The organism is Ruegeria sp. BC1 (assembly GCF_056539305.1).
The window spans coordinates 289,299-309,057 of sequence record NZ_JBQFUT010000004.1; the positions used below are offsets into that span (position 1 = coordinate 289,299).

Genomic DNA, 19,759 nt, shown 5'->3' on the forward strand with positions numbered 1-19,759 from the left:
TGGGGAGGGTGTCTTGTTTGTAATAAAGAACTACGTAACCACCGGCGGCACTGTCTTTTGCGCGCTGGCTATTGGTTACCTGATGCAGAATGGGAATCCGGCACAGCCCAAGGCTGAGCAGGCTTCTGTTTCTGTTGCCACTAATCAGGCTTCGGTTGTTTCCGGGCTGGAGGGTATCGTTCTGACCTCCTCGACCCCCAGCCGCGAAACAGAGGCCGATAATCCTGCGATGCAGCAAATCCACAAACCCGGCCGGTCATCCCCCTCTGACCGTGCCGACTGTGTGCTGAGCGCGCGTGCCCGCGCCGTTGCAGGCGCTGCCGCCCGGTTGACGGTCAAGGCGCCCTGCCATGGCAATGAGCGGATCGAAGTGCATCACAGTGGCTTGACCGTGACCCAGCAGGCAGACGCAAACGGCACGCTGGAATTGACCATACCGGCCCTGTCGGAATATGCGATTTTCCTGATTTCACTTGAAAATCAGCAGGGAACTGTCGCCACCACTCACATCCCCGACATCGACCAGTATTCCCGCGTGGCCTTGCAATGGCAGGGGCAGACCGACCTTCAGATTCACGCGCTGGAATTTGGCGCCAGTTATGGTGACACCGGTCACGTTTCCGCCGAGCCGGACTCGCAGGGCGCAGGCAGCGTCGTGCACCTGTCGCAGCCGGGACTAGCGGATGCCCGTAACGTCCAGGTGTATTCCTTCCCGTCCGCAGGATCGGACCAGTCCGGTTCAATCGAACTGACGATCGAAGCCGAAGTCACCGCGGAAAATTGCGGCAGGGATCTGAATGTCCAGTCGCTGGAACTGCGTGAGGATCGGAACCTGCGGTCGCGCGACCTAACACTGAGTTTGCCGGACTGTTCGAGAACCGGAGAGTTTCTGGTGTTGAATAATCTGCTCCAAAACCTGACAATCGCGGCAAACTAAACCGCAGGCAGGCTCGATTTTCCAATGACATTAATTCGTGTGGCGACGGCTGCGCTGTTTTCAGCAACGCTCGCCTCATCTGTTCAGGCGCAGGACATCACGCTGACGTCCCATGACGGCAAAGTCGAGGTGACAGGGACACTTTTGGGTTTCGACGGCGAATTCTACCGCGTCGACACCCAGTTCGGAGAGCTGACCGTAGACGGATCAGGGGTGACCTGCGACGGCCCCGCCTGTCCCAATCTGACCGATTTCGTGGCCGAATTGCGATTCTCGGGATCGTCGGCGATGGCCGAAAACGTGCTGCCCGCTCTGCTGATGGGGTTTGCCAGACAAGAAGGATTGTCTATCACCCCTATTCGTTCAGACGAACCGTATCTGACGTTTGAGCTGCACATGGACGGTCGCGATGCACCGCTTGGGCGGTTCTTTTTCAACATTGGAAATACGGGCATGGGGTTTTCCGATCTGGTCACAGATCAAACCGACATCGTCATGGCCCTGCGTGAAATTCGCCCCGAGGAACAAGAGGCAGCCCGGAACGCAGGACTGGGCGACCTGACCCTTGCGCGCCGGTCCCGGGTTGTGGCTCTGGATGCCCTGGTGCCCATAGTGGCCCCTGACAACCCGGTGCGCCGTATATCACCTGACGATTTGGCGCGGGTGTTTTCCGGAGACATTTTCAACTGGTCTGCACTCGGCGGCCCGGACGCGCCGATTACACTGCACCTGCCTGATGCCGGGTCAGGACTTGCGCAGGGAGTCGAGGATCAGCTGCTGACACCTGCCAGAGCAACCCTTTCAGAGTCCGTCATTCGGCATGAACGCAGCAGCGATCTGGTTCGCGCTGTAGCAGATGATCCCTTTGGCATTGGAATCGCAAGTCAGTCCGAGTCGGAAGGCGTGCGCTCATTGCCTCTGACCGGCGGCTGCGGGCACGCTTTGGCCCCGACACGGCAAGCGATCAAGACCGAGGATTATCCCCTCACCTCACCGATGTTTCTGTACCTGCCGGACCGCCGCCTGCCACGGATCGCGCGACAATTTCTGGCCTATACCCAAAGCGCCGAGGCGCAGCTAGCAGTCCGCCAAGCAGGTTTTGTTGATCAGGCCCCTGAGATGATGCCGATCGACCTGCAGGGCAACAGGCTTGCAAACGCCCTCGCTTCGGGCGGGGCCGAGGTTGGGTTGGATGAATTACAGCGTATGATCGCGACGTTACGGCCGATGTCGCGGCTGTCCCTGACCTTCCGGTTCGAGTCTGGCTCGTCACGTCCCGACGCACAATCCCGTTCGAATATCGGGCAACTGGCACAGTTACTTGAGGCGGGAACATTGGGCGCCCGCAAGTTGGTTTTCGTCGGTTTCAGCGACGGGGACGGTGCCGCAACGGCCAATACCCGCATTGCTCTGTTGCGCGCCAAAACGGTGCGCAACGCAGTGCTGGCAGCCGTCGAGACCGCGATACCGGACAGCATCGAATTGGAAGTCGATGCCTTTGGCGAAGCGATGCCAATGGCCTGCGACGACACGGATTGGGGCCGCAAGATCAACCGACGGGTCGAAGTCTGGGTCCAGTGACGTTTACAGGTAGCCTTTGGACCTGAAACTGAGCTCGGTGGATTTGCCGATAATCAGATGGTCATGCAGCGTCAGCCCAAGGGCCACACAGGCGTCCTGAATCCGGTTGGTCATGTCTATGTCCGACTGGGACGGGGTTGGATCGCCTGACGGGTGGTTGTGCACCAAAATTAGCGCCGATGCGTTTAGTTCCAACGCTCGTTTTGCCACCTCACGCGGATAAACAGGCACATGATCCACTGTACCCTTTGCCTGCTCCTCATCCGCGATCAGGACATTCTTGCGATCCAGAAAAAATACACGGAACTGTTCAGTCTCGCGATGGGCCATGGTGGTATGGCAGTAATCCAGCAGTGCGTCCCAACCCGAGATCACATGCCGCTGCATCACCCTCGCACGGGCCATGCGGTGGGCACAGGCTTCAAGGATTTTAAGATCGGTGATCACCGTATCGCCCACCCCCTTGATCTGACGCAGCCGTTCTTCGGGCGCGGTCAGGACACGGTTGAAATCGCCGAATGTATCCATCAACGCCCGCGCCAGCGGTTTCACATCCTGACGGGGTATAGAGCGGAACAGCGCCAGCTCCAGCAGCTCATAATCCGGCATTGCGGCAGACCCGCCTGACATGAAACGTTCGCGCAACCGTTTGCGGTGATCTTTGATGTAAGACGGCAACCGCCCAGAGGGCAGCGGCTGCACCGGGGCTTCATCCGTCTCAAACAACATCGGGGCTTCGGCAAAGACATCCTGAGTCATGCAGTCAGATTGGCGCAGAATCGGTTTCCGAAAGGTTAACGCGCTTCACCCGCCATGCGGGCCGTGGCACGCCGGACGATGATGTGCAGAACGATGGAAAACACGCCCAGCGTCAGCATCGCGGCAAACATCAAATCGGTCTTAGCACGGCCATTTGCCAGCAGCATCAGGTATCCCAACCCTTGTGAAGACCCCACCCATTCACCGATCACCGCCCCGATAGGTGCGTAAACGGCGGCCAGACGCATCCCCGAAGCCAGCGAGGGCAAAGCGGCCGGAATGCGGATATGCCACAGCACCGCGCGGCGGTTGGCCTGCATGGTCCGGGCCAGATCCAGATAGCCCTGCGGCGTTCGCATCAACCCATCGAAAAACGACGACGTTATCGGGAAATAGATAATCAGCACCGCCATTGCCACTTTGGACCACAAACCGTATCCCAGCCACAGGGTCAGCAGTGGTGCCAGCGCGAAAACCGGCAGGGCTTGGGTAAAAACCAGCATCGGCTGCACCAGCACCCGCGCAGCGCGGGAATTGGCCAGCTGCAATGCCGTAATCACCCCCAATACCGTACCACAGGCCAATCCGATGACAACTTCAACGGCGGTGATCCACGTGTGTTCGGCGATTACCCATCGGTTCTGCCACCAAGTTTCGGCCACCAGCGCCGGGCCGGGCAGGATGAATTTGGGCAGACCGGTCAGGGACACGATCCCCTGCCAGATCGCCAGCGCAAACAAGGTTGCCGCCAAAGCCGAGAGGATCTTCATGCCGTCTCCTCCCGCAGCAATCGCAGCAGCGCGCCCTGAGTCTCGAGTGTTTCAAGGTCATCGACCTTGCGCGGCGCCGGGGCATGCGGCGGGGTACAGGCGGTCAGACCATGCTGGGTCATCACCACAATCGACTGCCCCAGACGCGCGGCCTCGCCCGGATCATGGGTGACCAGCAGAACGGTACGGCCCTGCAACGCTTCGACCGCCAGATCCTGCATATCGGCACGGGTACGCGCATCAAGTGCCGAGAACGGCTCGTCCAGCAGAACGATGGGTCGATCTTCCATCAGCGTGCGGGCCAGCGCGACTCGCTGCCGCTGACCGCCGGACAACTCGGACGGTTTCTTGTCCATGTGATCCTGCAAGCGCATTCGCTCAATCAGCCGTTGGCGGCGATCAAGGTCGGGTTTCTCACCCCGCAGCCGTGCGCCCAGCGAGACATTCTGCGCCACCGTGGCCCAGGGCAGCAACAGGTCATCCTGCGCCATATAGGCCACCCGATCAGCCACCGGCAGCGCGTCACCGGCGGTGATTTCCCCGGTAAAGACAGCCCCGGTTTCCAGCCCCGCAATCAGACGCAGAACGGTGGTTTTTCCGACACCCGACCCACCCAGCAGACAGGTCCATTGCCCTGCCGCAAGGGTCAGGGTCAGAGGCGCGAACAAAGTCGCACCGTCAATAGTGGCTGTACCGCTGATGGTCAGATCGGGTGCGGGGGTCACGGGGTCAGGCCCATCTGCCAGAAATCCCGCTCAAGCTCGGTCGCTGTCCGGAACGTCCTGCAAAGACGATCCCAACGCGGGGATGTTTCAAAATCCGCTCCAATCCGCCGTGTTAGAGCCTGATCCAGCAACGCGCCAACTGCTTTGCAGGCATCCTGATAGTCTACGCCAGCATAGGTGTCGATCCAGTCGCGATAGGTGTCCGAAGTGGCCTCGGACGCCAGGCGCGCTCCGATCTCGCCATATCCCATCACGCAAGGAACAAGCGCTGCCAGAAGGTCCAGCAAGTCGCCACTGTATCCGGCCTCAAGCACAAAACGGGTATAGGCCAGATTTTCGGACCGCTCCGGGGTGGCGAACAATTCTTCGCTGGAAATGCCTTCGGCCTCGCAGATGCCGATATGTAGCTGCATTTCCTCAGCTACCAGCGCATTCACAGTCGCCACCGCCGTCAGCATTTCCGAATGCGTTTCCGACTTCACCACCGCCAGCGCCCAGGCGCGGGAAAAGTGGATCAGGAACACGTAATCCTGCCGCAAGTAATGCAGAAACGCCGAGCGCGGGAGGGTACCGTCCTTCATCCCTTCGACAAAGCCGTGACGGGTATAGTCCCGCCACGGCTCCTGCGCGGCCTCACGCATCAGCGCAAAGGCTTTGCCGTAATCGTCGCTCATTGCGCGGTCACGTCGATGGTGATGTCGCTGACCGGGTTGACGCTGTCGATCATGCCGCTGTCCTTCAGAAACTCTTCAAAGCGCGCATAGCGGCCCGCATCAAATCCCGCCGGACGCAGTGCGAACCGAGGCAACGTGTCGACCCAGGCGCGGGCGTTCAGTTCATCCTGTAGCTCGGGCGAGGTAGCCGAGAAGATCTCCCAGCTTTTTTCCGGGTTGTTGACGATATACTGGGTCGCCTTTTCGGTGGCGGCCAGGAAACGGGCAATCTTGTCGGTATCCATCGTGTCGGGATTGGCGACATAGATCAGCTCGTCATAAGACGGCACGCCTTCTTCTTCGATGTAAAAGCAACGGCCCGCGACGCCCTCGATATCCATCTGGTTCAGCTCAAAGTTACGGAACGCGCCGATCACCGCGTCGACCTGACCGGTCATCAGCGACGGCGACAGTGAGAAATTGACGTTGATCATCTCGATATCATCAAGCGCGACATTGTGCGCGTTCAACATCGCGGTCAGAATCGCCTCTTCCACACCTGCTACCGAGAACCCGACTTTCTTACCCTTGAGGTCGGCCAACGACTTGATCGGGCCGTCTTCCAACACCAACAGACAGTTCAGCGGCGTGGCGACCAGGGTGCCGACGCGTTTCAGGGGCAGCCCCTCGTGGATCTGCAGGTGCAGTTGTGGCTGATAGGACACTGCCAGATCGGCCTGACCGGCGGCAACCAAACGGGGCGGGGCCGACGGGTCGGCGGGCGGCACGATGTCCACCTCAAGCCCCTGTTCGGCAAAATAGCCGTTTTCCTGGGCCACGATGATGGGCCCATGATCAGGGTTGATGAACCAGTCCAGCAGCACGGTCATCTTGTCTTCGGCCCAGGCCGGCGCGGCGGCCAGCAGGGCAATCGCTGTGATCAGCTTTTTCATGTCTCGCGTTTCCTTTTCATTCACGAGGTTGAGGCCGCGACGAGGACAATCTCGCCCGGCCAATCCGGTTGAATTTGTTCCGCCGCACGCCAGGCACGCAGGCCGGTCGCACAGCACAAGGCTAATCTTTTTCCTTTATTAGGCTCTGATTTCAGCATTTCGAATGATCCTCGACGGGCATCCGGGTGGATCAGATTGGGGGCTTCCTCGGTGTGTCGCAATTCGATGATCAGGTCATCGCGACCCAACTGGCTTGCGGCGACAAACGGGTAATGCCGCGTGGGTTCCGGGGCCGTATCAAACCGAAAGCTGGTGCTGCGGAAAGTTCGGGCATCGTATTGCACCACCTGCCCCAGAGTCGATGGGTCAAGTCCGAGTATCAGGTTTAGCGCCATCTGCGCCTGCATCGCCCCGATCAGGCCGACCACCGGCCCCAACACCCCAGCCGTGGCGCAGCTGGCACCGCTGTCGGGAGCGTCCGGGAATACGGCCCGCAGCGACGGTGCCCCGCCGCAAAACCCGCCGACATACCCCGCAAGACCCAGCACCGAGGCGCTGATCAACGGTTTGCCCAGCACCAGACAGGTATCCGACAGGGTATAGCTGGCGGCATAACTGTCGGCGCAGTCCAGAACAACATCCGCCTGCGCCACCAGTTCCGTAGCATTTTCGGGTGTTAGAGCCTGAAATTTGGCCTCAACCGTAATCTCGCCATTGATTTTACGGCAGCGCTCGGCGGCCACGTGCGCCTTGAGCTGACCGCAATCCGCCTCAGTGAATAATGTCTGGCGATGCAGGTTCGACGGATCGACCGCATCGCGATCCATAATGGTCAGATGCCCGACACCAGCCCCGGTCAACAGCGGCAGCACCGGCGCGGCCAGACCGCCCGCGCCCACCACCAAAACCCGTGCAGCAGACAGGCGGGCCTGGCCGTCCGGCCCAACCTCGGGCAGGATCATCTGGCGGGCATAGCGGCTCATCGTGTGGCCTCGATCCACTGACGCACGCGGGCCTCGGGGTCGGCGTTCAGGGTGATGTCGGTGACGGCCGAGACAATATCCGCCCCCGCAGCCAACACGCCCGCAGCTCGTTCTACGCTCATGCCGCCGATCCCGACCAGGGGAATATCGCCCACCCGTTCCTTCCATTCGGTGACCCGGGGAAGGCCTTGCTGATGCCATTTCATCTTTTTCAGGATCGTTGGATAAACAGGACCAAGCGCCACATAATCAGGGTCCATGGCCAGAACCCGCTCAAGCTCATCATCGTCGTGGGTCGATACGCCCAACTTCAGCCCAGCCTTGCGGATGGCGGTCAGATCTGCCTCGTCCAGGTCTTCTTGCCCCAGATGAATCCAGTCGCAGCCCGCGTCCAGCGCCGCCTGCCAGTGATCATTCACCACCAGCACCGCACCATGGTCGCAGCACAAGTCACGTGAGATCGCGATCTGTTCGCGTACCACAGCATCAGGCTGGTCCTTGATCCGCAGTTGCACCAGTTTCACCCCTAAGGGCAACATCCGGCGCAACCAGTCCGAATGATCAAAGATCGGATAAAACCGGTCGAGGTTCATGACAGAAACGCCTTTCCGATCACAGGTGTCGAGGGTTCGGCCATGTCCCGGGCCTCAATCGGGTCGGCCTGATGGGCCAGTTGACCGGCCTCAATGGCCCGCATCATCGCCTGCGCCATCGCTACCGGATCCCCGGCGCGGGCGACGGCGGTGTTCAGCAGAACGGCGTCATATCCCAGCTCCATCGCCTGCGCCGCATGGCTGGGCAGACCGATGCCCGCATCGACCACCAGCGGTACCTCGGGGAACTCCGCCCGCATCGCGCGTAAGGCATATGCGTTGTTCAGCCCCCGCCCCGATCCAATCGGCGCACCCCAGGGCATCAGCACCTCGCACCCAGCTTCCAACAAGCGTTCACCCACGATCAGATCGTCGGTGGTATAGGGAAAGACCTGAAACCCGTCCTCGGTCAGGATGCGCGCGGCTTCGACCAGTTGGAACACGTCCGGTTGCAAGCTGTCCGTGTGGCCGATCAGCTCCAGTTTGATCCATTTGGTATCGAACACCTCCCGCGCCATATGAGCAGTGGTCACCGCCTCTTTCACCGTGTGACAACCGGCGGTGTTGGGCAGAACCAATACGCCCAGTTCGCGGATCATCTGCCAGAATGTCTGGCCCGCACCGGATTCCCGCCGAAGCGAAACGGTCGCCACGCCGGCCCCGCTGTCGCGAAACGCCTGCTCCAGTATCGCCGGGCTGGGATATTGCGCGGTCCCCAGCATCAACGGATTGGGCAATTCGGTGTCGTAGAACGTTTTCATCCTCAGCCCCCCTGCATCGGCGCGACCACCTCAACCCGGTCGCCATCGTTCAGTTTGTGGGAAATGCGCAGACTTGAAGGCACAAAATTCTCGTTCACCGCAGTGGCAACGCGGCCTGAGAACCCGCATTCGTTCAGCAGATCCGAAAGGGTTTCTGCCCGCACTTCGCGAACCACGCCGTTAAGCACGATCTTCATCGACCATCTCCGAATGAATGTTGTCCAGCGCCAAATCAGCCACGCCTTTCGCCAGTGCAGGTGCAAGCAAATACCCGTGGCGGTACAGGCCGTTTGCATAAATCGTCCGCCCCAAGCGGCGGATGCGCGGCAGGTTGTCGGGGAAGGCCGGACGCAGATCGACCCCGATCTCCAACACTTCTGCCTCGCCAAACGCCGGATTCAGCGCATAAGCCGCGCTGAGCAATTCCAGCATCGAACGCGCGGTGATACGACTGCTGTCCTCGGATTCGATCATCGTCGCACCCAGCATGTATACGCCATCCCCACGCGGCACGATATACAGCGGCATCCGTGGATGCAGCAGACGCACAGGCCGGGTCAGAGTCACATCCGGGCAGCGGATCACCAGCATTTCACCTTTCACGCCGCGCAGATCATGAAGGTAATCGCGCGCATGCAGACCCCGGCAATCTATCGCGTTATCCAGCCGGGTCGGTGCGAGCTTGCGATGAACCACTACCCCTTGATCCTGAAGCTGGCGATACAGATCCTGCAGTGCCTGTCGCGGATCGACATGCGCCTCATCGCAATAGTGAAGGCCCTTGCCAAACCCATGCAGATCAGGCTCTAAATCTAAGATTTCATCGCGATTGACCTCGGCATAACCTTCGGTGCGACGAGCGAAGCGGCGCAAGTCGGGCAAATCGCGGCTGTTGGCAACCACAAGCGTGCCGCGGCGGGACAGCTTAGTACGAGAACCCCACCAGTTGATCGCCATCTTACCCAGGCGCAGCACAGGTTCTTCGGCATTTTCATACTCGCACCAGGGGGCCAGCATGCCGCCTGCCCACCAGGAACAGCCATGTGGCCCCGGGGACCCTCCCGGATCGAAGACCTGCACATGCGCGCCGCGGGATACCAGTTCCGATGCAACGGCAAGTCCGGCTACGCCCGCCCCTATGACCGACCAGACCGTCACGCGGACCAAACCTGATGGAAATGATGCACAGGACCGTGACCCTGACCGATATTCAGAGCGTCAGCTTGCGCAATTGCGCCTTGCAGATAACCGTGGGCCTCGGCCACCGCATCCGTCAGCGTCAAGCCCTTGGCCAAGCCAGCCGCGATTGACGATGACAATGTACACCCCGTGCCATGCGTGTTTTTGGTATCCTGACGAGGCGCGGTGTACTCGGAAACATCACCGGATCCTTTCACCAGCAGGTCGAGGCAAACATCACCTTTTCCGTGCCCCCCCTTCATCAGCACGGACTGTGCACCCATTGCGCACAAGTCGCGCCCCTGCCGGATCATGTCACAAGAGGTTTCCGCGTCCCCCCCACCCAATAGACAAGCAGCTTCAGGCAAATTCGGCGTTAGCACGGTCGCGCGAGGCACCAGAACGTCGCGCAAAGTTTGTACAGCCTCTTCTGCCAGCAGCTGATCACCTGATTTGGCAATCATGACCGGGTCTAAAACAATGGGGCCCTGAAATTCGGCGATGCTTCTCGCCACTGTATGGATGATATCCGGCGTGGCCAGCATGCCGATCTTGATTGCACCAATGTCAAGATCGGACAGTACCGCGTTGATCTGTGCCGAAATCACTTCATGCGGAATACCGTGAACAGCAGTCACGGATTGCGTGTTCTGCGCCGTTACCGCCGTTATCACGCTGGCGCCATAAACGCCCAGCGCAGACATCGCTTTGAGATCGGCTTGAATACCAGCGCCACCGCCACTGTCGGACCCGGCAATAGTTAAAGCAATAGGTGCCAAATCGTTGCTCCATCGGTTTGGGGCAACGGGCTGGGAAAACGTCAGTACTTGTTTGACCGTTCCCTCCGCCGGCATTGCCCGGATCAGGTTCGATGGGTTAGCGCATTCGCACCTCTCAGCCCTTGATCAGGCACCCCAACGGTTGCGGCGGACAATCTCAGGAGATCGACAAATTATCAAGAAACAATTTTTCGAACTTAAGGCCACCTCGAATTATGCCTTAAGGCCAGAATATGCGAGGATCTGCCTCGCGCTCCGGGATTTTTGGGGCCAGGCGAATACAGGAATCTTTGCTTCATCTGGCAACAAGTAATACGGGGGCAGCGCCCCCGAATGCTGTCTTATTTTTCAGCCAGATCGGCTATTAGCCTTTCATCCCATCCCAAAAGGATTTGACCGAGGAGAAAAAGCTGTTTGATTCCGGGTGATTATCTTCACCCAAATCATCAAATTCGCGCAGCAGTTCTTTCTGACGACTGGTCAGATTGACTGGTGTTTCTACGGCCAGTTCGATGAACATGTCGCCAACACCGCCACCCCGTAGGGCAGGCATGCCTTTGCCGCGCAGTCGCATCTGACGACCCGATTGGCTACCGGCCGGAATTTGCACGCGACCGCGACCACCGTCAATGGTCGGCACTTCAATTGATCCACCCAAAGCAGCCTTGCCCATACTGACCGGCACGCGGCAGTACAGATTGACGCTGTCGCGTTCGAATAGTTTGTGATCCGACACTTCGACAAAGATATAGAGATCGCCCGGAGGACCGCCGCGCATCCCGGCCTCACCCTCACCGGCCAGACGGATACGGGTTCCAGTTTCGACCCCGGCCGGTATATTCACAGACAGAGCACGTTCTTTTTCCACGCGACCGGCACCACCACAGGACTTACAGGGGTTCTTGATGATCTGACCCAGACCGGAACAGGTCGGGCAGGTACGTTCGACCGTGAAAAAGCCCTGCTGAGCCCGGACCTTGCCCATACCGGAACAAGTTGGACAAGTCGTGGGTTCAACGCCGCCTTCGGCGCCCGAACCGTCACAGGCCGAACACGCCACTGCGGCGGGCACGTTGATAGTTTTTTGCAGACCCGAGAACGCCTCTTCCAACGTTACCCGCAAGTTATATCGCAGGTCCGACCCGCGCGCGGCTCGTCGGCCACCACCGCCGCCGCCCCGCTGACCGCCCATGAAATCGCCGAACAGGTCGTCAAATACGTCTGAGAACGCGCTGGAAAAATCGCCCTGCCCAAAACCGCCACCGGGACGACCACCGCCGCCCATGCCGTTTTCAAAGGCAGCATGGCCGAAGCGGTCATAAGCCGCTTTTTTGTCGGCATCGCGCAATACGTCATAGGCTTCGTTCGCTTCTTTGAACTGCGCCTCGGCATCCGGGTTGTCCTTGTTGCGATCGGGATGCAATTCCTTGGCCTTCTTGCGAAAACCTTTTTTGATCTCATCCGCTGATGCGCCCTTGGACACGCCGAGCACATCATAGTAGTCGCGTTTTGACATCCGTGTTTCCTTCTGCCTCAACGTATTCGGGCCGGCCCGGCAACCGGACCGGCCCGAATTGGCCCGGTTACCCGTTAGTTACGCTTGTCGTCGTCCAGATCTTCGAACTCGGCATCGACAATGTCATCGTCACCCGGAGCAGCATCTGCCGCCGCAGGCTCTTCTTCACCCTCTTCGGCTTGCGCCTTGTAGATGGCCTCACCCAGCTTCATCGCTGCTTCGGTGACGTTCTGGATGCCCGACTTGATCTTGTCGGCATTTTCGGTTTCCAGCTCGTCCTTCAGCGCGGCAATCGCCAGCTCGATGGCTTCGATGGTGGTCGGGTCGACCTTGTCGGCATGCTCTTCCATCGACTTTTCGGTCGAGTGGATGAGGCTTTCCGCCTGGTTCTTGGCGTCGACCAGCTCGCGGCGCTCCTTGTCGGCTTCCGCGTTCTCTTCCGCGTCCTTGACCATCTTTTCGATGTCGTCATCCGACAGACCGCCCGAGGCCTGGATGGTGATCTTCTGCTCTTTGCCGGTGCCTTTGTCCTTGGCCGAAACCGAGACAATGCCGTTGGCGTCGATGTCGAAGGTCACCTCGATCTGAGGCATGCCACGCGGTGCGGGCGGGATGTCTTCGAGGTTGAACTGACCCAGGATCTTGTTGTCCGCGGCCATTTCCCGCTCACCCTGGAACACGCGGATGGTTACGGCGTTCTGGTTGTCCTCGGCGGTCGAGAAGACCTGAGACTTTTTCGTCGGGATCGTGGTGTTGCGGTCGATCAGGCGGGTGAATACGCCACCCAGGGTCTCAATCCCCAACGACAGCGGGGTCACGTCCAGCAGAACCACGTCTTTGACGTCGCCCTGCAGAACACCGGCCTGAATGGCGGCGCCCATGGCAACAACTTCGTCCGGGTTCACACCCTTGTGCGGCTCTTTACCGAAGAACTTGGTGACCTCTTCGATCACTTTCGGCATCCGGGTCATACCACCGACCAGAACGACTTCATCCACGTCAGCAGCCGACAGACCGGCGTCTTTCAACGCAGCCTGACAGGGCTTCATCGATTTCTTGATCAGGTCCGACACCAGCGATTCCAGCTTGGCACGGGTCAGTTTCATGACCATGTGCAGCGGCTGACCGTTCGAACCCATCGAGATGAACGGCTGGTTAATCTCGGTCTGCGAGGTCGAGGACAGTTCGATCTTGGCTTTTTCAGCAGCTTCTTTCAGACGCTGCAGCGCCATCTTGTCGGCAGACAGATCAACACCGTGTTCCTTTTTGAACTCATCCGCCAGGTAGTTGACGATGCGCATGTCAAAGTCTTCACCACCCAGGAAGGTGTCACCATTGGTCGATTTGACCTCGAAAAGGCCGTCGTCGATTTCCAGAATGGTCACGTCGAACGTACCGCCACCAAGGTCATAGACCGCGATGGTTTGGGTTTCTTCCTTGTCCAGACCATAGGCCAGCGCAGCAGCAGTCGGTTCGTTGATGATCCGCAGTACTTCCAGACCGGCGATTTTACCGGCGTCTTTGGTGGCCTGACGCTGGGCGTCGTTGAAGTATGCCGGAACGGTAATGACGGCCTGCGTGACTTCCTCACCCAGATAGCTCTCGGCGGTTTCCTTCATCTTGCCCAGAGTGAAGGCCGAGATCTGGCTTGGGGAGTACTTTTCACCGCGGGCTTCCACCCACGCGTCACCGTTGCCGCCATTAACGATGGCATACGGTACCATTTTCTTGTCTTTTTCGACTTCGGCATCATCCACGCGACGACCGATCAGACGCTTTACGCCAAAGATCGTGTTGTCGGGGTTGGTGACCGCCTGACGTTTTGCAGGCTGACCGACCAGACGCTCATCTTCGGTGAAGGCGACGATCGAGGGCGTGGTCCGCGCCCCTTCGGCATTTTCGATGACCTTCGGCTGAGAGCCGTCCATGATGGCCACGCACGAGTTGGTGGTTCCGAGGTCAATCCCGATTACTTTACCCATATGTTCAATCCCTTTCTCTTCAAGGCGATGTCCCGAGGCCGGGACCCGTTATGGCATCCCTGCCCCGATCTGATTTGCACGAATGGCTCTACACCATCGCGCGTCCCGGCGTATATAAGGGCGGGATCAGGGGCCTGCAAGCGTTGTAAAACGCAGGTTTTCGGGAATCTGTGGCCTTTTTGGCAAGGTTTTGGCAAGGATCGGGGAATCTTGGATGGCGCGGCTGCTCTTGCGCGGTTTCGATATCAGGAAAGGCTGGCTGGACGGGGACGCGCAGGCGCGGCTGATCGAGGCACTGCGCCCGATTCTGAAATCGGCTCCGCTATTCCGGCCAGTGACGCCGTCCGGCAAGGAAATGTCGGTGCGCATGACCTCGGCCGGGTCTCTGGGCTGGGTGACGGACAAAGCCGGTTACAGGTATCAGCCTCACCATCCCAAGGGTGTAGCCTGGCCGACTATACCGGACCCGGTCCTTGATATCTGGCGCCAATTGGCCAGCGCCGATAGAGACCCGGATTGCTGTCTGATCAACTATTACGGCGAAGGCACCCGAATGGGCCTGCATCAAGACAAGGATGAGGCCGATTTTTCCTGGCCTGTCCTGTCGGTTTCACTGGGGGACGACGCGCTGTTTCGCATTGGCAATCAGACCCGGGGCGGCAAGACCGAATCGATCTGGCTGAATTCCGGTGACGTCGTGATCATGGGCGGCCCGGCCCGCCTGACCTACCACGGCATCGACCGCATCCGGTTTGGCTCGTCGAAATTGCTGCCCAAAGGCGGACGCATCAACCTGACCCTGCGCGTTGCCGGTTAGCGGCGCGCGCCCCAGCTGGCCGAAACATGCTGGCGAGAGAAGAAAATTCCAAGCAATCCAAGCAGCAACAGCGCCAGCCCGACCCAAAGCGGATATTCCCAGTTGGTATTGCGCGGATAATAGTTGCGGAAAACAAACCCCCGGCACTGATCGATGATATGAAACAGCGGGTTCCAGGCAAACATCGCCAGCGTGACCCCACCCAGCGCATTCCCAATGAACATTTTCCCTGAAAAGATCATGTTCAGACGACGGTAAATAGTGGTGAGGATCGACACGGTGGTTGGAAACCAGGGTGTCAAGGCCATGAAAACAACGCCAATCGAAAAACCGGTAAACCAGGCCAGCATCAACATAGCAAAAGCCCCGCCCGGCTCTTGAATCTCGATTGGAGCAACCGCGACATGGTACACGAACAGGATTATGATGATGGTCATCATTTGTGTGTAAAGCGCGCCGCAGGCTGTGGCCAAAAGCATCACCATCATATTCATCGGCGAATGCAGCATCATCGGATTATTCCCGGTACTGATCCCCGCAACCGAGCCGACCGTTTTGATATGCGTCATAAACAGAAATACGCCGGACAGCAGAAACAGAATGAACTCACCCCGAATTTTTGCAACGCGCGTACCTAGGAAAGACATGATCGTGTAAAACACGGCGACCATGGCCAGCACTTGCAGGATGTTCACGATAATCGACAGCACAGCGTTGGAGTGCTTTGAACGGACGTTGCGCACTACGGCATGGAACACCAGTTCCGCCGTTGTGAACGCGCCGCCCAGCAGCGTCCGGTTTCGTTTGAAATAATACACCCTGAGTGTCTTTCCCGTATTTTCGCCTGCAATCTGCCACGAAATTCTTGCCGATCCGTAACCAGCACATCATAAGGCCGTCAGCAAATTCGATCAACAAATCACCGGAACGGAGCATTTTTGTGACCTACGACGCCCTCATTCCCGTCATTCGACGTCTGGCCCTGGAAGCGGGCGACAAGATCATGGAAATCTACAACTCGGATGATTTCGACGTGGAGATTAAATCCGATTCCAGCCCGGTAACAGAAGCGGATGAAGCCGCTGACGCCCTGATTTCGGCCGGTCTGCGTGCCGCCTTCCCCGATGTCCTGCTTGTGACCGAGGAACAGGCTGCCTCGCATTCGGAAAAAGGCGACACCTTCCTGATCGTCGATCCGCTGGATGGCACTAAGGAATTCATCAACCGCCGCGGTGATTTCACGGTCAATATCGCGCTGGTGGAAAACGGCATTCCGACCCGAGGCGTGGTTTATGCTCCGGCAAAAGAGCGCATGTTCTATACGCAGGCCGACGGCCAGTCGATTGAAGAAACCGGCACGCTGGACAAGGATCAACCCGGCGACGTCACGCCAATATCAGTCTCTAACCCCGACAATTCGGCGCTTTTGATCGTTGCCTCCAAGTCGCACCGGGACCAAGCCACCGAGGATTACATCAACAAGTATCAGGTGCAGGACAGCAAAAGCGCAGGCTCGTCGCTGAAATTCTGTCTGGTCGCCACGGGTGAGGCGGATCTGTATCCCCGCGTCGGTCGCACGATGGAATGGGACACGGCCGCAGGCCACGCCGTTCTGGCGGGCGCCGGTGGCAAAGTGGTCCGTTTCGACAACCACGAACCGCTGACCTACGGTAAGGACGGCTATGCAAACCCATTCTTTATCGCCTACGCTCCGGGTGTTGAATTGAAGGAAGCCTGATGTCCGTATTGATCGCCATTCCCGCTCGGTATGCCTCTACCCGCTATCCGGGCAAACCACTGGTCCCCCTGACCGGAGCCAGTGGCACGTCGATGACGCTGGTCGAACGATCTTGGCGCGCGGCTTGTTCGGTTTCGGGCGTGGACAAGGTTGTTGTCGCCACCGATGACGACCGTATCCGCGAGGTGGCAGAAAAGTTTGGGGCCGAGGTGGTAATGACGTCGGAAGGCTGCCAGAACGGCACCGAACGCTGCGCCGAAACCCATGCCAATCTGGGCGCGGGGTATGAGATCGTGGTGAACCTGCAAGGGGACGCCCCTCTGACCCCGCACTGGTTTGTCGAAGACCTGATAGCAGGTCTGCGCGCCGCGCCCGAGGCCGGGGTGGCCACGCCGGTTCTGCGCTGCGATGGCGATGCGCTGAACAGCCTGCTGAACGACCGGAAGAATGGGCGCGTTGGCGGCACCACCGCCGTTTTCGCAGCAGACCACAGCGCGATGTATTTCTCGAAAGAGGTGGTGCCTTTCACCGCGCAGACCTATGCGGGCGAGGACGCGACACCGGTTTTCCATCATGTCGGCGTCTACGCTTATCGCCCAGACGCGCTGGCCGCATATCCCACATGGCCAGTTGGTCCGCTGGAACAGCTTGAAGGGCTGGAACAGCTGCGCTTCATGGAAAACGGCCGCAAGGTATTGTGTGTCGAAGTCGAAGCCAAGGGCCGCCAGTTCTGGGAGTTGAACAACCCGCAGGACGTACCCAAGCTAGAAGAAATGATGGCCGCGATGGGGTTGGATTGATCTCTTTTCCCCCTGACACGACCGCGCGTTGCGGCCTAGCTGTGCACAAACCCTAAATTTGGAACCATAAATGACCAACATTCTTGTAACCGGCGGGGCGGGATATATCGGATCCCATGCCTGCAAGACATTGGCCCGCGCCGGTTATACGCCAGTGACGTTCGACAACCTTGTCACCGGTTGGCAGGACGCGGTGAAATTCGGCCCCTTCGAACAAGGCGACCTGTTGGACCGGGCGCGACTGGATGAGGTATTCGCCAAGTACCAACCTGCCGCAGTAATGCATTTCGCAGCCCTGAGTCAGGTGGGCGAGGCAATGTCCCAACCCGGCAGATACTGGTCAAACAACGTTACCGGCTCTCTGAACCTGATCGAGGCCACCGTGGCTGCGGGATGTCTGAACTTTGTATTCTCCTCTACCTGCGCCACCTATGGCGATCACGACAACGTGGTACTGGACGAAAACACGCCGCAACTACCGTTGAATTCCTATGGTGCCTCGAAACGCGCGATCGAGGAAATCTTGCGTGATTTCGAGGCTGCGCATGGGCTGAACCACGTGATCTTTCGCTATTTCAACGTCGCCGGTGCCGACCCGGACGGCGAGGTCGGAGAGTTCCACCAACCTGAAACCCATCTGGTGCCGTTGATGCTGGATGCAATCGACGGCAAACGCGACGGTCTGACCGTGTTCGGCACCGATTACGAGACGCCCGACGGCACCTGTATCCGCGACTATGTCCATGTCTGTGATCTGGTGGATGCGCATGTGCTCGGGCTGAACTGGCTGGAACAGGGCAAGGGCAGCCGCGTGTTCAATCTGGGCACCGGGACGGGTTTTTCCGTGATGGAAGTAATTGGTCATTCCAAAGCCGTCACCAACCGCGAGGTGCCTTATTCCATCGGACCCCGGCGAGCCGGAGACTGCACCAAACTAGTTTCGGGCTCGGTCCGCGCCGGTGAGGAACTGGGCTGGCAGCCAAAAAGATCAACGTTAGAGACGATGATTGGCGACGCATGGCGCTGGCACCAGAACGGCAATTACGAAAAATGAGCGTCAGGTGACCGGGTCCGCAACCAATAATCTTCCCCCTATTGGATGGGTGCAGAAATACCGGTTGCGCCTGAAACGACGGCGGCTTCTGTGGCGGTCATTTCGCAGTCGTCACCAGTTGATCCAATTGACCGATCGGACCGCACAGGTCAGGCCGGGCGATATTCTAGCCTTCACCACCCTGCGCAACGAAATCACACGGCTGCCCTGGTTCTTCCGCCACTATCGGGCGCTGGGAGTTGATCACTTTCTGATCGTGGACAATAACAGCGATGATGGCTCGGTCGCGTTTTTGCAGGCACAGCCGGATGTCTCGCTGTGGCAGACCGGGGCAAGCTACCGCGACGCGCGCTATGGGCTGGACTGGCTCACCTGGTTGCAGATGCGCTATGGACATGGGCATTGGACCCTGATGGTGGATGCCGATGAGTTGCTGATCTACCCGGATCACAACAGCACATCCCTGCACGATCTGACCAGCGCCTTAGAGCGGCTAAACCGCACAGCCTTTGGCGCGCTGATGCTGGACCTTTACCCCAAGGGATCGCTGGGTACGCAACCCTTTGACCCGGAAACCGACCCTACCAAAATTCTGGGCTGGTTCGATTCCGGCCCCTATCGCGCGCAGCGGCAAACACCTTTGGGCAACCTGTGGGTACAGGGCGGCGCCCGCGAGCGTGTGTTCTTTAAGGATCGCCCCCGGCACTCTCCGACGCTGAACAAGATTCCGCTGGTGCGGTGGTCGCACCGCTATGCCTATGTCAATTCGTGCCATTCCGCCCTGCCCCGGCACCTGAACGCGGCCTATGACGGACCCGGAGGCACAACCCCATCGGGCGTTTTGCTACACACCAAGTTCCTGCCAGAGGTGGTGGAGAAGTCAAAAACCGAGAAAGCCCGCCGTCAGCATTTTCATGATCCCGACCTATTTGGGACATACTATGATGCGATCGGAAACCACCCCGACATGTGGACGCCGGACTCGGTCCGGTATGCAGGCTGGGCGCAGCTTCAGCAGATGGGGCTTATGGGCGGGTGCGAGCAGGAGAGCACGAAAACAACGCATCAGGCTAACGACTTTTAAAGCCGTTGCCTTGAAAGATGCAAAGATGGCATAAATCGGCAATTGCCCGGCACCACTCTGGCGATCCAGCCTCCGGGCATGCTCGCGTTAACAAG

General features: G+C 59.0%; 21 protein-coding genes and 1 riboswitch. Of the genes, 7 read left to right on the plus strand and 14 right to left on the minus strand.

Going from position 1 to position 19,759, the window contains the following annotated elements; all coding sequences use genetic code 11:
- Positions 1–13 precede the first annotated feature (13 nt).
- Both ACR0IY_RS11495 and ACR0IY_RS11500 read left to right on the plus strand, forming a co-directional pair.
- Positions 14–937, plus strand: a complete 924-nt coding sequence (locus tag ACR0IY_RS11495) for a hypothetical protein (protein ID WP_480673336.1) — start codon at positions 14–16, stop codon at positions 935–937.
- Positions 938–961: 24 nt separating this feature from the next.
- On the plus strand, positions 962–2,518 hold the full coding sequence (locus ACR0IY_RS11500) for a phosphate ABC transporter substrate-binding/OmpA family protein (protein ID WP_480673337.1): 1,557 nt from the start codon (positions 962–964) through the stop codon (positions 2,516–2,518).
- Between the two features lie 3 nt (positions 2,519–2,521).
- Here the strand turns inward: ACR0IY_RS11500 and radC are convergent, their stop codons facing one another.
- From radC to dnaK, 13 genes are all read right to left on the minus strand, one after another.
- The gene (gene radC, locus ACR0IY_RS11505; RefSeq protein ID WP_480673339.1) at positions 2,522–3,277 is read right to left on the minus strand and encodes a RadC family protein; all 756 of its coding nucleotides are present in this window, start codon (positions 3,275–3,277) and stop codon (positions 2,522–2,524) included.
- Between the two features lie 35 nt (positions 3,278–3,312).
- The gene (locus tag ACR0IY_RS11510; protein WP_480673342.1) at positions 3,313–4,047 is read right to left on the minus strand and encodes an ABC transporter permease; all 735 of its coding nucleotides are present in this window, start codon (positions 4,045–4,047) and stop codon (positions 3,313–3,315) included.
- Positions 4,044–4,772, minus strand: coding sequence for an ABC transporter ATP-binding protein (locus ACR0IY_RS11515; RefSeq protein WP_480673344.1), 729 nt, complete (start codon positions 4,770–4,772; stop codon positions 4,044–4,046). Before ACR0IY_RS11515 ends, ACR0IY_RS11510 begins: the two co-directional genes overlap by 4 nt.
- Positions 4,769–5,446 carry a thiaminase II gene (tenA, locus tag ACR0IY_RS11520; protein ID WP_480673346.1) on the minus strand — a complete coding sequence of 226 codons (678 nt, stop codon included), beginning with the start codon at positions 5,444–5,446 and terminating at the stop codon, positions 4,769–4,771. Before tenA ends, ACR0IY_RS11515 begins: the two co-directional genes overlap by 4 nt.
- Positions 5,443–6,378: an ABC transporter substrate-binding protein gene (locus ACR0IY_RS11525; protein WP_480673348.1), complete on the minus strand. Its 936-nt coding sequence runs from the start codon at positions 6,376–6,378 to the stop codon at positions 5,443–5,445. Before ACR0IY_RS11525 ends, tenA begins: the two co-directional genes overlap by 4 nt.
- Before the next feature lie 20 nt (positions 6,379–6,398).
- Positions 6,399–7,361 carry a HesA/MoeB/ThiF family protein gene (locus tag ACR0IY_RS11530; protein WP_480673350.1) on the minus strand — a complete coding sequence of 321 codons (963 nt, stop codon included), beginning with the start codon at positions 7,359–7,361 and terminating at the stop codon, positions 6,399–6,401.
- Positions 7,358–7,954, minus strand: coding sequence for a thiamine phosphate synthase (locus ACR0IY_RS11535; RefSeq protein ID WP_480673352.1), 597 nt, complete (start codon positions 7,952–7,954; stop codon positions 7,358–7,360). Before ACR0IY_RS11535 ends, ACR0IY_RS11530 begins: the two co-directional genes overlap by 4 nt.
- On the minus strand, positions 7,951–8,715 hold the full coding sequence (locus ACR0IY_RS11540) for a thiazole synthase (RefSeq protein ID WP_480673354.1): 765 nt from the start codon (positions 8,713–8,715) through the stop codon (positions 7,951–7,953). The genes ACR0IY_RS11535 and ACR0IY_RS11540 overlap by 4 nt, the downstream gene beginning before the upstream one ends.
- Positions 8,716–8,717: 2 nt before the next feature.
- A complete protein-coding gene (gene thiS, locus ACR0IY_RS11545; protein ID WP_480673356.1) occupies positions 8,718–8,912 on the minus strand; it encodes a sulfur carrier protein ThiS in 195 nt (64 codons plus the stop codon).
- Entirely contained in the window at positions 8,896–9,873 is a 978-nt protein-coding gene (locus ACR0IY_RS11550) for an FAD-dependent oxidoreductase (protein WP_480673358.1), read from the minus strand. The genes thiS and ACR0IY_RS11550 overlap by 17 nt, the downstream gene beginning before the upstream one ends.
- Positions 9,870–10,673: a bifunctional hydroxymethylpyrimidine kinase/phosphomethylpyrimidine kinase gene (gene thiD / locus ACR0IY_RS11555; RefSeq protein WP_480673360.1), complete on the minus strand. Its 804-nt coding sequence runs from the start codon at positions 10,671–10,673 to the stop codon at positions 9,870–9,872. The genes ACR0IY_RS11550 and thiD overlap by 4 nt, the downstream gene beginning before the upstream one ends.
- Before the next feature lie 43 nt (positions 10,674–10,716).
- Positions 10,717–10,821: riboswitch (TPP riboswitch) on the minus strand.
- Between the two features lie 216 nt (positions 10,822–11,037).
- Complete coding sequence (gene dnaJ / locus ACR0IY_RS11560) at positions 11,038–12,189, minus strand: molecular chaperone DnaJ (protein ID WP_480673362.1); 1,152 nt, start codon at positions 12,187–12,189, stop codon at positions 11,038–11,040.
- 74 nt (positions 12,190–12,263) lie between these two features.
- A complete protein-coding gene (dnaK, locus tag ACR0IY_RS11565) occupies positions 12,264–14,171 on the minus strand; it encodes a molecular chaperone DnaK (RefSeq protein WP_480673363.1) in 1,908 nt (635 codons plus the stop codon).
- A gap of 214 nt (positions 14,172–14,385) precedes the next feature.
- On the opposite strand from dnaK, the gene ACR0IY_RS11570 reads away from it, so the two are divergent.
- Positions 14,386–14,988 (plus strand): alpha-ketoglutarate-dependent dioxygenase AlkB family protein, encoded by a 603-nt coding sequence (locus ACR0IY_RS11570; RefSeq protein WP_480673364.1) that lies wholly within the window; start codon positions 14,386–14,388, stop codon positions 14,986–14,988.
- Here ACR0IY_RS11570 and ACR0IY_RS11575 read toward each other — a convergent pair.
- Positions 14,985–15,806: an ABC transporter permease gene (locus ACR0IY_RS11575; RefSeq protein WP_480673366.1), complete on the minus strand. Its 822-nt coding sequence runs from the start codon at positions 15,804–15,806 to the stop codon at positions 14,985–14,987. The genes ACR0IY_RS11570 and ACR0IY_RS11575 overlap by 4 nt on opposite strands.
- A 122-nt stretch (positions 15,807–15,928) precedes the next feature.
- Here ACR0IY_RS11575 and cysQ point away from each other — a divergent pair, with 122 nt between their 5' ends.
- From cysQ to ACR0IY_RS11595, 4 genes are all read left to right on the plus strand, one after another.
- On the plus strand, positions 15,929–16,726 hold the full coding sequence (cysQ, locus tag ACR0IY_RS11580; protein WP_480673368.1) for a 3'(2'),5'-bisphosphate nucleotidase CysQ: 798 nt from the start codon (positions 15,929–15,931) through the stop codon (positions 16,724–16,726).
- Positions 16,726–17,526 (plus strand): 3-deoxy-manno-octulosonate cytidylyltransferase, encoded by an 801-nt coding sequence (locus ACR0IY_RS11585; protein WP_480673370.1) that lies wholly within the window; start codon positions 16,726–16,728, stop codon positions 17,524–17,526. Before cysQ ends, ACR0IY_RS11585 begins: the two co-directional genes overlap by 1 nt.
- A 70-nt stretch (positions 17,527–17,596) precedes the next feature.
- Positions 17,597–18,580, plus strand: a complete 984-nt coding sequence (galE, locus tag ACR0IY_RS11590) for a UDP-glucose 4-epimerase GalE (RefSeq protein ID WP_480673372.1) — start codon at positions 17,597–17,599, stop codon at positions 18,578–18,580.
- 7 nt (positions 18,581–18,587) lie between these two features.
- Positions 18,588–19,664: a glycosyltransferase family 2 protein gene (locus ACR0IY_RS11595; protein WP_480673374.1), complete on the plus strand. Its 1,077-nt coding sequence runs from the start codon at positions 18,588–18,590 to the stop codon at positions 19,662–19,664.
- The last annotated feature ends 95 nt before the right edge of the window (positions 19,665–19,759 follow it).

Excerpts from the sequence above, each read along its gene's own strand:
- ACR0IY_RS11500 (WP_480673337.1), top strand. The coding sequence starts at position 962 with ATGACATTAATTCGTGTGGCGACGGCTGCGCTGTTTTCAGCAACGCTC.
- radC (WP_480673339.1), bottom strand. The coding sequence starts at position 3,277 with ATGACTCAGGATGTCTTTGCCGAAGCCCCGATGTTGTTTGAGACGGAT.
- ACR0IY_RS11510 (WP_480673342.1), bottom strand. The coding sequence starts at position 4,047 with ATGAAGATCCTCTCGGCTTTGGCGGCAACCTTGTTTGCGCTGGCGATC.
- tenA (WP_480673346.1), bottom strand. The coding sequence starts at position 5,446 with ATGAGCGACGATTACGGCAAAGCCTTTGCGCTGATGCGTGAGGCCGCG.
- ACR0IY_RS11525 (WP_480673348.1), bottom strand. The coding sequence starts at position 6,378 with ATGAAAAAGCTGATCACAGCGATTGCCCTGCTGGCCGCCGCGCCGGCC.
- ACR0IY_RS11530 (WP_480673350.1), bottom strand. The coding sequence starts at position 7,361 with ATGAGCCGCTATGCCCGCCAGATGATCCTGCCCGAGGTTGGGCCGGAC.
- ACR0IY_RS11535 (WP_480673352.1), bottom strand. The coding sequence starts at position 7,954 with ATGAACCTCGACCGGTTTTATCCGATCTTTGATCATTCGGACTGGTTG.
- ACR0IY_RS11540 (WP_480673354.1), bottom strand. The coding sequence starts at position 8,715 with ATGAAAACGTTCTACGACACCGAATTGCCCAATCCGTTGATGCTGGGG.
- thiS (WP_480673356.1), bottom strand. The coding sequence starts at position 8,912 with ATGAAGATCGTGCTTAACGGCGTGGTTCGCGAAGTGCGGGCAGAAACC.
- dnaJ (WP_480673362.1), bottom strand. The coding sequence starts at position 12,189 with ATGTCAAAACGCGACTACTATGATGTGCTCGGCGTGTCCAAGGGCGCA.
- dnaK (WP_480673363.1), bottom strand. The coding sequence starts at position 14,171 with ATGGGTAAAGTAATCGGGATTGACCTCGGAACCACCAACTCGTGCGTG.
- ACR0IY_RS11570 (WP_480673364.1), top strand. The coding sequence starts at position 14,386 with ATGGCGCGGCTGCTCTTGCGCGGTTTCGATATCAGGAAAGGCTGGCTG.
- ACR0IY_RS11585 (WP_480673370.1), top strand. The coding sequence starts at position 16,726 with ATGTCCGTATTGATCGCCATTCCCGCTCGGTATGCCTCTACCCGCTAT.
- galE (WP_480673372.1), top strand. The coding sequence starts at position 17,597 with ATGACCAACATTCTTGTAACCGGCGGGGCGGGATATATCGGATCCCAT.